Annotated in this window: 12 protein-coding genes; 7 read left to right on the forward strand and 5 right to left on the reverse strand. The window is 70.6% G+C overall.

Going from position 1 to position 12906, the window contains the following annotated elements:
* Position 1 precedes the first annotated feature (1 nt).
* From K0O62_RS27715 to serS, 3 genes are read right to left on the reverse strand one after another with little or no spacing between them, the layout of a single operon-like run.
* Positions 2–805, reverse strand: coding sequence for a DUF5718 family protein (locus K0O62_RS27715; RefSeq protein ID WP_073857328.1), 804 nt, complete (start codon positions 803–805; stop codon positions 2–4).
* 14 nt (positions 806–819) lie between these two features.
* Entirely contained in the window at positions 820–4140 is a 3321-nt protein-coding gene (locus tag K0O62_RS27720; protein WP_073857329.1) for an ATP-binding protein, read from the reverse strand.
* Positions 4141–4159: 19 nt separating this feature from the next.
* Positions 4160–5419 carry a serine--tRNA ligase gene (serS, locus tag K0O62_RS27725; protein ID WP_073857330.1) on the reverse strand — a complete coding sequence of 420 codons (1260 nt, stop codon included), beginning with the start codon at positions 5417–5419 and terminating at the stop codon, positions 4160–4162.
* A gap of 113 nt (positions 5420–5532) precedes the next feature.
* On the opposite strand from serS, the gene K0O62_RS27730 reads away from it, so the two are divergent.
* The 3 genes from K0O62_RS27730 to K0O62_RS27740 all read left to right on the forward strand — a co-directional run bounded on the left by K0O62_RS27730 (position 5533) and on the right by K0O62_RS27740 (position 7647).
* Entirely contained in the window at positions 5533–6981 is a 1449-nt protein-coding gene (locus K0O62_RS27730; RefSeq protein ID WP_073857331.1) for a septum formation family protein, read from the forward strand.
* Between the two features lie 16 nt (positions 6982–6997).
* Positions 6998–7336: a metallopeptidase family protein gene (locus K0O62_RS27735; protein ID WP_276035543.1), complete on the forward strand. Its 339-nt coding sequence runs from the start codon at positions 6998–7000 to the stop codon at positions 7334–7336.
* A 62-nt stretch (positions 7337–7398) separates the two neighbouring features.
* Positions 7399–7647, forward strand: a complete 249-nt coding sequence (locus K0O62_RS27740; RefSeq protein ID WP_073857333.1) for a hypothetical protein — start codon at positions 7399–7401, stop codon at positions 7645–7647.
* Here K0O62_RS27740 and K0O62_RS27745 read toward each other — a convergent pair.
* Positions 7578–8282 (reverse strand): histidine phosphatase family protein, encoded by a 705-nt coding sequence (locus tag K0O62_RS27745; protein WP_073857334.1) that lies wholly within the window; start codon positions 8280–8282, stop codon positions 7578–7580. The genes K0O62_RS27740 and K0O62_RS27745 overlap by 70 nt on opposite strands.
* Positions 8279–9217 (reverse strand): prephenate dehydratase, encoded by a 939-nt coding sequence (pheA, locus tag K0O62_RS27750; protein ID WP_073857335.1) that lies wholly within the window; start codon positions 9215–9217, stop codon positions 8279–8281. The genes K0O62_RS27745 and pheA overlap by 4 nt, the downstream gene beginning before the upstream one ends.
* Before the next feature lie 114 nt (positions 9218–9331).
* Between pheA and K0O62_RS27755 the strand changes: the two genes are divergently transcribed.
* The 4 genes from K0O62_RS27755 (at position 9332) to K0O62_RS27770 (ending at position 12892) form a co-directional block, all read left to right on the forward strand.
* Positions 9332–10123, forward strand: a complete 792-nt coding sequence (locus tag K0O62_RS27755) for a DUF2470 domain-containing protein (protein ID WP_073857382.1) — start codon at positions 9332–9334, stop codon at positions 10121–10123.
* A 22-nt stretch (positions 10124–10145) separates the two neighbouring features.
* The gene (locus K0O62_RS27760) at positions 10146–10910 is read left to right on the forward strand and encodes a CPBP family intramembrane glutamic endopeptidase (protein ID WP_073857336.1); all 765 of its coding nucleotides are present in this window, start codon (positions 10146–10148) and stop codon (positions 10908–10910) included.
* A 61-nt stretch (positions 10911–10971) separates the two neighbouring features.
* Complete coding sequence (locus K0O62_RS27765; RefSeq protein WP_109789069.1) at positions 10972–12207, forward strand: LCP family protein; 1236 nt, start codon at positions 10972–10974, stop codon at positions 12205–12207.
* Positions 12208–12346: 139 nt separating this feature from the next.
* A complete protein-coding gene (locus K0O62_RS27770) occupies positions 12347–12892 on the forward strand; it encodes a ferritin (protein WP_073857384.1) in 546 nt (181 codons plus the stop codon).
* The last annotated feature ends 14 nt before the right edge of the window (positions 12893–12906 follow it).

Here is a 12906-nt window from a genome sequence, read left to right on the forward strand (position 1 = left end):
CCTAACCCGAAACCGTCTGCCGCAGTTCCGAAATCGCATCCGATGCGGTGTCGTACACCCGCACGACCGCCTCGTCACCGGGAGACAGGTAGGTGGATTCACCCAGTGCGGTGTAGCGGGTGGCGCCGATACCGATCAGGACCCGTTCCGGATGACCGGCAGCGACCATCAGTGCGCCGACGTCCTCCAGCGGTGTGTCCGGCGATCCCTTCTGGTTGTCCAGCCGCTCGGTGATCCAGTCCAGCAGCACCTCGCCGTAGTAGGAGTAACCGAGCAGCGGGCTGTCCACCCCGTACTCGCGCTGCTGCCCATCGGCACCGTGCAGGTAGCAGACCAGCCGCAGGGTGGCCGTCGGACCGTCCGGCGTCAGATCGCTGGCTTCGAAGAACTGCCGCGCAACACCTTTGGAGGCCGGGCCCCAGTTCTTCTTGTAGCTGATCTTCGGCGCTCCCGGACGCCGGATCGAGCAGTCATTGAACGCGCCGAGCGCGAACGGTTGCAGCGAGACGACCGTGTCGCCCTGCCACTTCACCTCACAGGCCAGCCCGACCTCGGGCTCGATCTGCAGATTCAGCGGAGTGTCGCTGGCCGGCAGCGTGATCGTGTCCTGGGAGAGCGGGAATTCGCCGAGGAAGGTGTCATTGCCCGGGGCATACCAGGGGAAGATGCCCTTGGGGGCCGATCCCTGGGAGGTGACATTCACGAAATCGTCTGCCTCCCCGGCCTGTTCGAGGTGACCTGCGAAGTTGCCCGCCACCCCGAAACCGAACCAGGAGCGGAGTTCGTCGAGCTCGATGTCGATCATGCTGCAACCCTACGTCAGTCGATGAACGCCAGGGCCTCATTGGCCAGCCGCTCGCGCAGCACCGCCGCGGCCGCCCGGTACTCGCGCGCCTCATCCGGGCGGCCCAGCGCGTCGGCGGCCACCGCCAGCGCCTCGTCGACGGGACCGAGCATCAGCCCGTCCACCCCGAGCCCCGCGATCTGACCGGAGTACTTGACGAGTTCGGCGGCCCGTGCCGCGGTCTCCTCGACATCACCCAGCGCCGCCGCGGCGTTCACCCGCAACACCGTGTAGGGCACCCAGAAGTACGACCGCTCGATCGGGCGGCGCTCGCGCCACAGCTGTTCGGCCTCGGCGCCGCGACCGCGGGCGATCAGCGCCAGTACCGCGGCGTCCAGCGCCGCGACGGACACCTCCCGGTAGAAGTACAGCAACTCGTCGGCCAACTGCCCCAGGTCACCCAGGCAGAACTCGCCGGTCACCCGCCCGACCATGGCCAGCTTGGCGCCGTTGGCGGCGCCGTTCTCCACCATCCGTGCGGCCAGATCGGTGTAGGCGTGCACCGCTTCGTCCAACCGGCCTGCCAGCAGATACATCCGGGCCCGGAACAGTCCGAGCATGCCCAGCAGATGTACCAGCTGGCCGGTGCCGGCCCGGGCCACCGCGAGATCGGCGTGCCGCTTGGCCGTGGCCAGATCGCTGCGCTGTCCGGCCGCCAACGACAGCAGCCAGTGCCCGACGGCCTGATAGTCGGCCTGCTCGGTGGACTCCGCGGCGCTCAACAGTTCCGCGGCCAGCGATTCGCGCTCGAAGTCGAGATCGGGGCCCAGCGCGCAGTAGGCCCGGACGTTGAGCGCGGTGCACAGCAACCGGCCGGTGGATTCCGGCCGTTCGGCGTGCGCCTGACGCGCCAGCTCCAGCAGTTCGGTACTGGCCGCCAGCGCGCCCTCCGGATCGGCGCCCTCCAACTCCACGAACAGGGCCTTGAGCAACCGGATCCGGTCGGCCACGGTGATTCCGGTCGCCGCACCGTCGGCCAGTACCCGGCGCAGCAGCGTGATCATCTGGTTGTCGGACTCGTCGTACTCGCGGTCGCGCCACACCAGCGGGGTGTCCCATGCGGTGAGCACCCGCACCGTCAGGTCGTCGCGCGACTTGCCGGTCAACAGCTGCAGGGCGCCCTTGCACTCCAGCCGCGCCGCGACCGCGTCACCCGACTGGGCGAGCGCCGCGATCAGCCCGCAGCGCGCCTCGATCTCGCGGTCCAGCGCGTCCGAGCCGCCCGCCAGTTCCAGCATCTGCAGCACCGCGCGCCACTGCCGGACGGCCTCGGCGTGCGCGCCGACCGCACCCGCCTCCTGTGCCGCGACGGTGGCGAAAAGAGCTGCGCCAGAGGCGGTCTCCTCGGTGGCGGCGGCGACGGCGTGATAGGCCAGGGTGGCTGCGTCGACGGACCTGCCCGGGGCACGCAACAGGTCGAGCACCTCGCCGTGCCACCGCGACCGGCGCAGTTTGGAGATGTCCTCGTACAGCGTGTCGCGGACCAGACCGTGGGCAAACCGCAGCCGGCGCGGTTCGGGTTCGTCGAGCAGGCCCAGCAGGACGGCCGGTTCCAGCGCGTCGAGCAGCTCGTCGGGATCGCTGCGCGCCAGTTCGGCGAGCAGGTCGACGTCGATGTCGTGACCCAGCACGGCCGCCCGGCGCAGGGCGGTGACGGTCTGGTCCGGCAGCCGGGCCAGGCGCCGGCGCATCACGTCGCGCACCCCGACCGGCACCGAGGCACGCACCGCGGCCGGTCCCTCCGCGGCGATGAGGCGGGCCAGCTCCCGGACGAACAGCGGGTTGCCGCCGGTGCGTTCGCGCAGCAGCCGCAGCACCTCGCCACTGGCCGAGGTGAGCCCACAGTCGGCGGCCAGCGCCGCGGTGGCCGCACTGTCCAGGCCGTCGAGTTCCAGGTGCGCCGCGGTGCGCACGGTCAGCGCCGCCCGGGCCACCTCCAGTTCACCGCGGTCCTCGGACGGGCGGTAGGTCCCGATGACCAGGACCCGGCAGTCGCCGATGCGGTCGGCCACCAGGCGCAGCAGCTCCAGGGTGAGGCCGTCGGTGCGGTGCAGATCGTCGAGGACCACGGCCAGCGGCCGGCGGCGGGCCACCGCGGTCAGCACATCGGTCACCGCCTGGCCCAGCCAGAACGTGCCGGGCCCGGCGGCTCCACCCTCGTGCAGCAGCGGGGCCAGCGCCTGGCGGTCGGTCACCTCGGCGGCGTGGTGGTCGGAGGCGATGAGATCACGCAGCACCTCGGTCCAGGCCCAGCCCGCCGGGGCGCCGTCGACCTCCGGGCAGCGGCCCGCCACGATGCGCCAGCCCGAGGCGCGCAGCCGGTCCGCCGCGACGCCGGCCAGGGTGGTCTTACCCGAGCCCGCCTCGCCGCCGATCCACACCACCGTGGCGCCGTCGGGGGTGTCGCTGCGCGCCGCGGCCTCGATGGCCGCGAGTTCCCCGGCACGGCCGTAGGCCGTGTGGTCCGGCCCGGTGCGCACCGCCTCCGGCACTGCCTGCTGCGGAACCGGTTGCGCCCGAGCAGGTTCCAGATGTTCGGCGTGGTGCAGGATATCGCTTTCCAGATCACGCAGGGCCCGTCCGGGTTCCAGCCCCAGCTCACCGATGAGGTGTTCCCTGATGCGCCGCAACACATCCAGCGCATCGGATTGGCGGCCCGACCGGTACAGCGCGGTGGCCAGCAGTGCGGCGGCGGACTCCCGCTCGGGGCACCCGCGCATGTGCCGCTCCAGTGCGGCCACCGCGGAGCCGTACCGGCCCAGTTCCACGAGCGCGGCGGCGCGGTACTCCACCGCCGCGAGCCGCAGTTCGGTCAGCCGGGCCACCTCCGGGGCGGCCCACAGCGCGTCACCGAACTCCGCGAACGGTTCACCCGACCACTCGGCCAGCGCCTCGTCCAGCAGAGCCAGTCGCCGTTTTGGGTCGGGATCATCATAGGCTGCAACAACTTTGGATTCGAAACGCCACGAGTCCACAGCCTCGAGTGGAAGTTTCAGGCAGTACCCGGGGGCCACGCTGACCAGGATGCGCGCCGGTGTGCCGCGGTGGCGCCCCGGCTCCAGTCCGCGGCGCAGATGCGAGACGTAGACCTGCAACGCTGCCAACGCCTTCGGGGGCGGCTCACCCTGCCACAGGTCGTCGATCAACCGGTCCACCGACACCGTGTGGCCGTGCTCCACGACCAGCCGGGCCAGCAGCGCACGCTGCAGCCGGGATCCCAGATCCACCTGCCCGGTGCCGGAGAATGCCTGCACGGCCCCCAGCACCGTCACCCGCACCGCAGCATCCCTCGACATGTGCCCGCCGCGGTGCTGGTTAGTTTCCGGGCTCCAGCACCGAGGCGCCGACGAACGGCACCAGGGCATCGGGTACCCGCACGCTGCCGTCGGGCTGCTGATGGTTCTCCAGGATCGCCACCAGCCAGCGGGTGGTGGCCAAGGTCCCGTTCAGCGTCGCGGCGATCTGTGGCTTGCCGTTCTCATCGCGGTAGCGGGTGGACAGCCGGCGGGCCTGGAACGTCGAGCAGTTCGAGGTCGACGTCAACTCCCGATAGGTGCCCTGGGTGGGCACCCAGGCCTCGCAGTCGAACTTGCGCGCCGCCGAGGAGCCCAGGTCTCCGGCGGCGACGTCGATCACCCGGTAGGGCACCTCGATGGCGGCCAACATCTCGCGCTGCCACCCGAGCAGGCGCTGATGTTCGTCCTCGGCGTCTTCGGGCTTGCAGTAGACGAAGGCCTCGACCTTGTCGAACTGGTGCACCCGGATGATGCCGCGGGTGTCCTTGCCGTAGCTGCCGGCCTCCCGGCGGAAGCAGGAGGACCAGCCCGCGTAGCGCTTCGGTCCCGCCGACAGATCGAGGATCTCGTCGCTGTGATAGCCGGCCAACGGCACCTCCGAGGTGCCGACCAGATAGAGGTCGTCATCATCGAGGTGATAGATCTCGTCGGCGTGCGAGCCCAGGAATCCGGTGCCCGCCATGACTTCCGGACGTACCAGCACCGGCGGGATCATCAGCGTGAAGCCGTTCGCGGTGGCCTTCTGCACCGCCAACTGCAGCAGTCCGAGCTGCAGCAGCGCGCCCTGTCCGGTCAGGAAGTAGAAGCGTGACCCGGAGACCTTGGCGCCGCGTTCCATGTCGATCAGGCCGAGCGCCTCGCCCAGCTCGAGGTGGTCGCGCGGATTCTCCATGGCCCGCGGCTCACCGACGGTGTCCAGCAGGGTGAAGTCCTGTTCACCGCCGGCGGGCACCCCGTCGACGATGACGTTGGAGACCGCCATGTGCGCCGCGGTGAACGCGGCCTCGGCCTCGGCCTGCTCGACTTCGGCCGCCTTGACCTCGTCGGCGAGTTCCTTGGCGCGGGCCAACAGCCCGGGACGCTCGTCCGGGGAGGCCTTGCCGACGAGCTTGCTGGCCGCCTTCTGTTCGGCCCGCAGGGTGTCGGCGGCCGAGATGGCCGCTCGGCGGGCGGCGTCGGCGTCCAGCAGAGCGTCCACCCGGCCCGGGTCCTCGCCGCGGGCGCGCTGGGAGGCGCGCACCAGATCGGGGTCGTCACGCAGCAGCTTCAGGTCGATCACGGCGGTAACCCTACTTGCGTTGCGGTCGACCAGCCTGCGCGGGCCACAACCGCATAACGTTACAAGTGCATCACTTGTCACACATCGTGACACGCCTGTCACAATGGGAGGCGATGTCGGACACACCAGATAGCCACGAACCGTTTCTGCACGAGGCCGGGACCTCGCAGAAACCGGTATCTCGTTGGCGCCGGGCACTGTCCTTGAGCCACCCGCTGAGCCCCACCCGCCGCGCGCTGTTGCTGACCGCGCTGGGCGGGCTGATGATCGCCGGTGTCATCACGGTGCTGCCCGACACCGCCGTCGGCGGTCGGCTGGCCGGGCTGAACTCCGGAACGAGCGCGCTGGGCGTGCGCACCAACAGCACCTTCGACAAGGCCAAGAGCGGCGACTGCCTGAACTGGCCGGATCGCACCCCCGACGCCGCCCAGATCGTCGACTGCACCACCGAGCACCGCTTCGAGGTCGCCGAATCCATCGACATGCGGACGTTCCCGGGGACCGAGTACGGCCCCGACGCCGCCCCGCCGTCGCCGGCGCGGATCCAGCAGATCAGCCAGGAGCAGTGCCAGAGCGCGGTGCAGCGCTACCTGGGCGACCGCTATGACCCCAACGGCCGGTTCAGCGTCAGTCTGCTGTGGTCCGGGGAGAAGACCTGGCGCCAAGCCGGGGAACGCCGGATGCTGTGCGGTCTGCAACTGCCGGGCGCCAACAATCAGCAGCAGGCGTTCCAGGGCAAGGTCGCCGATATCGACCAGTCCAAGGTCTGGCCGGCCGGCACCTGTCTGGGCATCGACCCGGCCACCAACCAGCCCACCGATATCCCGGTGGACTGCGCGGGCCCGCACTCCCTCGAGGTCACCGGCTCGGTCAACCTCGCGGAGAGGTTCCCGCAGGGCCTCCCCTCGGAGGCCGAGCAGGACACCTTCGTGAAGGAGAACTGCTCGCGGGTCACCGACGCCTACCTGGCTCCGCTGGAGCTTCGGACCACCACGCTCACCCTGGTGTACAGCACGATCGCCTTGCCGAGCTGGTCGGCGGGCAGCCACCAGGTGTCCTGCAGCATCGGCGCCACCCTCGGCAACGGCGGCTGGTCGACCCTACTGAACAGCGCCAAGGGACCGTTGATGATCAACGGGCGCCCGCCGGTGCCCCCGCCGGACATCCCCGATGAGCGGCTGAACATCCCGGCCATCCCACTGCCGCCGGTCGACACCTCGTCGCAGATCACCTACGGCCAGTCCGACAGCGGCTCCGGCAGCAGCAACAGTGGCGGCGGCGCCGGCAGCAGCAGCGGCAGCCAGCAGAGCTCGTCCAATGAGCACCTGCCCGGGCAGACCGGCCAGGCCCCGGCGTCGCAGACCCCGGCCGCCGAGGAGCCCACCGGCGGCAACACCTTCCTGAACGGTCCGCCCCCTCCCCCGCCGCCACCGCCGGCCGGCGCGCCCATGGAGGGTGTGCCCCCGGGTGTCCCGCCGCCGCCGGGCGTCGCCCCGCCGCTCGATCCTGCGGTGCCGCCCGGGCCCGCACCGGTCGAGCCCGTACCGCCGCCGCTCCCGTAGTCGCGTGCCGGTTTCGCTGAGTGCGCAGCGGTTCGACGAACTCGTCTCCGACGCGCTAGATCTGATCCCGCCCGATCTGGCCAGGGCCGCCGACAACGTCGTCTTCCTCGTGGCCGACCGTCATCCTGAGGAGCCGGACCTGCTCGGGCTCTACGAGGGCGTGGCGCTGACCGACCGTGACTGGTCCTATGCCGGGGCGCTGCCCGATGCCATCACCATCTACCGGGGCGCGCTGCTGGACATGTGCGACAGCGAGGACGAGGTGGTCGACGAGGTGGCCATCACGGTGGTGCACGAACTCGCCCATCATTTCGGGATCGACGACGAGCGGCTGCACGAACTCGGCTGGGGTTAGCCCGGGCATAGACCGGGCGTGGGAGCACCGACCTGTCGGTGCGTGGTGCCAGAATCGATCCCATGAGCGCGACATGTCGGGAATGCGATGTCGAGCACGAACATTGCCACGGGACGGTGATCCTGCACGTCGGGGAACGCCAGGAGTGCACGGAAGCGGAGTGCAGCACACCGGAAGCCGTGCACGACTACTTCATCGACTGCTACGCGGTGGGCTGCGGCTGCGCGGAGTCCTCCGAGGGTCAGCCCATCGGGCCGGCGGTGTCCAGCGTCTCCTCGTCGGTCACCGTGTCCGTGCGCGCGGCGGGCTGAGCCTCCGGGCGGAACGGCGGGGCCAGCGATCCCCAGCGCAGGCAGGTCCACCGCCCGTCGGTGATCGGGCTGAGCACCACCGATTCGGTGTTGTTGAGGTGATGGTCCAGCGCGAACGCACTGTCCACCCCGGCCAGCACCGAGGCCACCAGCCGGATCGCGGCGCCGTGGCTGACCAGCACGATGTCCCCGTGGAACCGGCGATCGTCGAGGTGGCGCAGGCGCAGCTCGGTCAGCACCGGGATCACCCGGTCCAGGACCTCGCGCCCGGTCTCCCCGCCCGGCACCGGCACGTCGAGATCGCCGAGATGCCAACTGCGGTACACCGACTCGAACGTCTTGATCGCCTCGTCGTCGTTGCGGTTCTCCAGGTCACCGACCTGCACCTCGTGGACGCCGTCGAATTCGCTGGTCGCCAGATCGAGATGGCCGGCGATCCCGGCGGCGGTCTCCCGGGCCCGGGTGGCCACCGAATGCGCCACCATCGCGATCGGGTTGGTCCAGCCGCGGGCGAATGCGCGGGCCTGCTGATGGCCGAGATCGGTCAGCGCGGCCCCGGGCGGCAGGGTGTCGAGCCGGCGCTCGACGTTGCCGTAGGACTGTCCATGCCGAACCAGCACCAGCCGCCCCGTCATGCCGACCCTCCCGTACGTCTGGCCTGCAGCCAGCGTGCCGCCTCGTCGAATTCCGGCGGCGGCGCACCGGCGGCCGCACCGGTCGGCCACGAACCCAGGTAGCGCACCTCGGCGCAGCGCCGGTGCAGCGCCTTGAGTGCCTCGCCGACCGCCTCGTCGGCGATGTGGCCGACACAGTCGAGGAAGAACTTGTAGGTGCCCAATTCCGTTCGGGTGGGCCGTGATTCGATGCGGGTGAGATCGATTCCGCGGATGGACAACTCGGTCATGGCGGCGACCAGCGCGCCGGGCTCGTTGTCGAGGCGCAGCACCACCGAGGTGCGGTCGGCGCCGGTGCGGGCCGGCGGCACCCCGGGCGCACCGACCAGGACGAACCGGGTTCGCGCATTGGCCTCGTCGACGACGCCGGCGGCCAGTTCGGCCAGGCCGTACCGCTGGGCGGCCAGCGCGGTGCTGACCCCGGCATCGGCGGCGCCGGCGGCCACGTCCTGGGCGGCGGCGGCATTGGAGTACGCCGGCACCAGGCGGGCGTCGGGCAGCTCGGCGGCCAGCCAGCTGCGCACCTGGGCGGCGGCGACCGGGAACGCGGCCACCGTCTCGATGTCGGCGGCGCGGGTGCCGGGGCGGGTGACGATGCTGAACGCCACGTCGAGGGTGTGCTCGGCGAATATCTGCAGCGCCGAGCCGCCGGCGAGGCCGTCGAGGGTGGGGATCACCGGGCCGTCGATCGAGTTCTCGATCGGCACGCACGCATAGTCGGAGTCGCGGGCCCGGATGGCCTCCAGTGCGCCGCCGGCACTGTCGTACGGCAGCGGGGTGACGTCGCGGTCGGGGCCCGCCGCGGCACCGGGCGGCAGCATGCCACCGGCGACCATCTGCAGCAATGCCGCCTCGGTGAAGGTTCCCTCGGGTCCGAGGTAGGCGATGCGGGGCACCCCACAACCCTAGTGGCTGCGCGTGCGGGCTCCGGGGTACGTGAGGGAAATCTTGCGCATCCCGTCGATGCTGTAGTTAAGTAAGGCTTACCTCATTTAATGGAAGGCGGTCAGATGACTACGACGGCACCGACGACGGCCGAGCGGATTCGCAGCGCGTGCGCCCGCGCCGGCGGCGCGATGCTGGCGGTGGAGGGTCTGGAACCCGCCGCGACGCCGGTCCACCATCTGCTCGGCGACGGCTCGTTCGCCGTCACCGTCCCGGCCGACGGGATGCTGACCGCCGCGGTGGTCTCCGCCGGTTCCGCGGGCGTGCAGGCCGTTCTGGAGATGACCGACTACGCCCCGCTACCGCTGCGCGAACCGGTGCGCTCGCTGGTCTGGATCCAGGGCCGGATGTTCCTGGTGCCCGACGGCGAGGTCGCCGGGATGCTCGACCTGATCGCCACCGAGCACCCCAATCCGTCTCTGCTGCAGGTGAACACCGGCAGCGCGGACGCGTCCGAGGGGGACACCCCCTATGCGCTGGCCCGCCTGGAGATCGAATCGGTCGTGGTGGCCGATTCCACCGGCGCCGAGTCCGTCGGCGTCGGCGCGCTGCTGGAAGCCCGGCCCGACCCGTTCTGCGGGCTGGAGTCCTGCTGGCTGCGCCACCTGGAGTCCGCGCATCGCGAGGTGGTCGAGCGGCTGGCCACCCGATTGCCCCAGAGCCTGCGCGGCGGCCGGGTCCGCCCGCTGGGACTGGACCGCTACGGCGTGCAGTTGCGGGTGGAGGACGAGTCCGGTGATCACGATGTACGGCTGCCCTTCGCCAAGCCCGTCGACGATGTGACCAGCCTCAGCCAGGCCATCCGGGTGCTTATGGGCTGCCCGTTCCTCAACGGGTTGCGCGCACGGCGAGTCTGATCCGCCCACTAACCTGGCTGCGGTGACCGCCGAGCCCGCCCACGCGCTGCCGTCCCCGCGCGCGCTGCGGATCGAGATCGTCGTCGTTCTCGCGGTCACCTTCGGCCTGAGTGCCTATGTGGCACTGCTGCGGCTCACCGAGGGGGTGCTGCTCGGGCTGGGCGGGCAGACGGTGGCGCTCAACGAGCGTCGCTCCCCGTTCGATCTGATCGACCTCGGACTCAACCTCGCCTCGGTCGTGCAGTTGATGGCCTGGGGCGCGCTCGGCCTGTACCTGTTGTGGCGCACCGGAACCGGGCCGGCCCAGGCCGGCCTCGGCCGGTTCCGCCTGCATCCCGACCTGACCGGCGGCCTCGGGTTGGCCGCGCTCATCGGCATTCCGGGCCTGGCGCTCTATGTGGCGGCGCGCCTGCTCGGGCTCAGCGCCGCGGTGGAACCGGCCGAACTCAACGACACCTGGTGGCGGATACCTGTCCTGCTTCTGGTGGCCTTCGCCAACGGCTGGGCCGAGGAGATCATCGTCGTCGCGTTCCTGCTCACGCGGCTGCGACAGCTGCACATCAGCCCGGCGGCCGCCCTGCTCATCTCGGCGCTGCTGCGCGGCTGCTACCACCTGTATCAGGGCTACAGCGCGGGCCTGGGAAACGTGGTGATGGGACTGGTGTTCGGCTATCTGTGGTTGCGGACCGGCCGGCTGTGGCCGCTGATCGTGGCGCACGGGCTGATCGACGCGGTGGCGTTCGTCGGCTACTCGCTGGCGGCCGGCGAGCTGGACTGGTTGAGCTGAGAACCGCCCGCCGAGCAGTACATTCGCAGTTGTGAACGACACCCCGCCGCAGCGTCCCGGGATGCCCCGGCGGGAACCGTCACCGGAGATCCGCCGTGATCCCCGCTACCGTCCGCCCCCGGTGTGGCCGCCCAACCCGCCGACACCCCGGCAGCCGCCACCACCCCGGTCGGCTCCGCCGCCACCACCACCCCGACAGCGCCCGGCCCCGCCGCCACCACCCCGACAGCGCCCGGCCCCGCCGCCTCCGCCCCGGCAGCCGCCGCCACGAGCTCGGCAGCGTCCGGCCGCACCGCCGCCCGCGCCCCCACCCACGGCGGCCACCAAACGACCACGGCGCGCACGCCGGTGGGGCGCGCTGCTGCTGGCCGCCTTGCTGCTCCTGGTCAGCGCGGGCGCCGCCGGTGGGGTCTGGCTGGACTCGAAGCTGCCGCGCGCGGCGGTGCTGGCCGACTACCCGGACCGGCCACCGCCGGGGCGCGGCACCACCTGGCTGCTGGTGGGATCCGACAGCAGACAGGGCCTGTCCGTCGGCGAGCAGGACGCGCTGGCCACCGGCGGCGATACCGGCAACGGCCGGACCGACACCCTGCTGCTGCTGCACATCGGTGCGCCGTTCTCCGGCACGCAACCGACCCTGGTGTCGCTGCCCCGCGACTCCTACGTTCCGATTCCCGGCTACGGCGAGGACAAGATCAACGCGGCATACGCGTTCGGCGGCGCGCCGCTGCTGGTACAGACCGTCGAACAGGCCACCGGGCTGCGGCTCGACCACTACGCGGAGATCGGGTTCGGCGGGTTCGCCGCGCTCGTCGACGCGGTCGGCGGGGTGACGATGTGCCCGGCCGAACCGATCAGCGACCCGCTGGCCGGCATCGATCTGCCCGCCGGGTGTCAGGAACTCGACGGCCGCAACGCGCTCGGCTTCGTCCGATCCCGGGCCACCGCCCGCGCCGACCTGGACCGGATGACCAATCAGCGTTCGTTCATGTCGGCGTTGCTCAAGCGCGCCACCAGCCCGTCGGTCCTGCTCAACCCGCTGCGCTGGTATCCGATGGTCGACGCCGCCACCGGCGCGGTGACCCTCGACCAGGGTGGGCACATCTGGGACCTGGCCAGGTTGGCGTGGGCCCTGCAGGACGATCCGACCGCCACCACCGTCCCGATCGCCGAGTACACCAGCAGCGACGTCGGTTCGATCGTGGTGTGGGACAGCGAAGCCGCCGGCCGGTTGTTCGGTGCCCTGGCCCACGACACCCCGGTACCGCCCGACGTGCTGAACACCGATCAGCCGTAAATGCCGAATTTCCGACGGAGAAGCATCCAGCAAACTTTTTTGACCCAATGTAAGCGCCGTCACATGGGTTAGGAATGGCTAACCTGAATAAGGGTGACCTTCGATGACATGCCGCCTGACCTGGCCTATTGTGGTGATCATGAGCGACGCCGGCACCCACGACACGAAATTCAACAACCTTCTGCGCGAGCAAATTCGTAGCGAATTCACCGCTTCGCAGCAGTACGTCGCCATCGCCGTGTATCTCGACGGATCCGATCTGCCCCGGCTGGCCGGGCACTTCTACGCACAGGCGGTCGAAGAGCGCAATCACGCCATGATGCTGGTGCAGTATCTGCTCGACCGTGACCTGGACGTCGAGATCCCGGGTATCGACGCGGTGCAGAACCAGTTCGACACCCCGGCGCAGGCACTGCGACTGGCCCTCGAGCAGGAGCGCACCGTCACCGAGCAGGTCACCCGATTGGCCAGCGTCGCCCGTGAAGAGGGCGATTACCTGGGCGAACAGTACATGCAGTGGTTCCTCAAGGAACAGGTCGAAGAGGTCGCAACGATCACCACGCTGGTGCGCATCGCCGAGCGCGCGGGTTCGAATCTGTTCCATCTCGAGGACTTCGTCGCCCGCGAGATGTCCGCCGGTGCGTCCGATCCGGTCGCCCCGAAGGCCGCCGGCGGCAATCTCTGACGTTTCCCGTCGCT

Origin of the sequence: Mycolicibacterium diernhoferi (genome assembly GCF_019456655.1) — a bacterium.
Classification (GTDB): domain Bacteria; phylum Actinomycetota; class Actinomycetes; order Mycobacteriales; family Mycobacteriaceae; genus Mycobacterium; species Mycobacterium diernhoferi.

Excerpts from the sequence above, each read along its gene's own strand:
- K0O62_RS27755 (WP_073857382.1), top strand. The coding sequence starts at position 9,332 with ATGACTACGACGGCACCGACGACGGCCGAGCGGATTCGCAGCGCGTGC.
- K0O62_RS27765 (WP_109789069.1), top strand. The coding sequence starts at position 10,972 with ATGCCCCGGCGGGAACCGTCACCGGAGATCCGCCGTGATCCCCGCTAC.
- K0O62_RS27740 (WP_073857333.1), top strand. The coding sequence starts at position 7,399 with ATGAGCGCGACATGTCGGGAATGCGATGTCGAGCACGAACATTGCCAC.
- K0O62_RS27715 (WP_073857328.1), bottom strand. The coding sequence starts at position 805 with ATGATCGACATCGAGCTCGACGAACTCCGCTCCTGGTTCGGTTTCGGG.
- K0O62_RS27730 (WP_073857331.1), top strand. The coding sequence starts at position 5,533 with ATGTCGGACACACCAGATAGCCACGAACCGTTTCTGCACGAGGCCGGG.
- K0O62_RS27745 (WP_073857334.1), bottom strand. The coding sequence starts at position 8,282 with ATGACGGGGCGGCTGGTGCTGGTTCGGCATGGACAGTCCTACGGCAAC.
- K0O62_RS27770 (WP_073857384.1), top strand. The coding sequence starts at position 12,347 with ATGAGCGACGCCGGCACCCACGACACGAAATTCAACAACCTTCTGCGC.
- K0O62_RS27720 (WP_073857329.1), bottom strand. The coding sequence starts at position 4,140 with ATGTCGAGGGATGCTGCGGTGCGGGTGACGGTGCTGGGGGCCGTGCAG.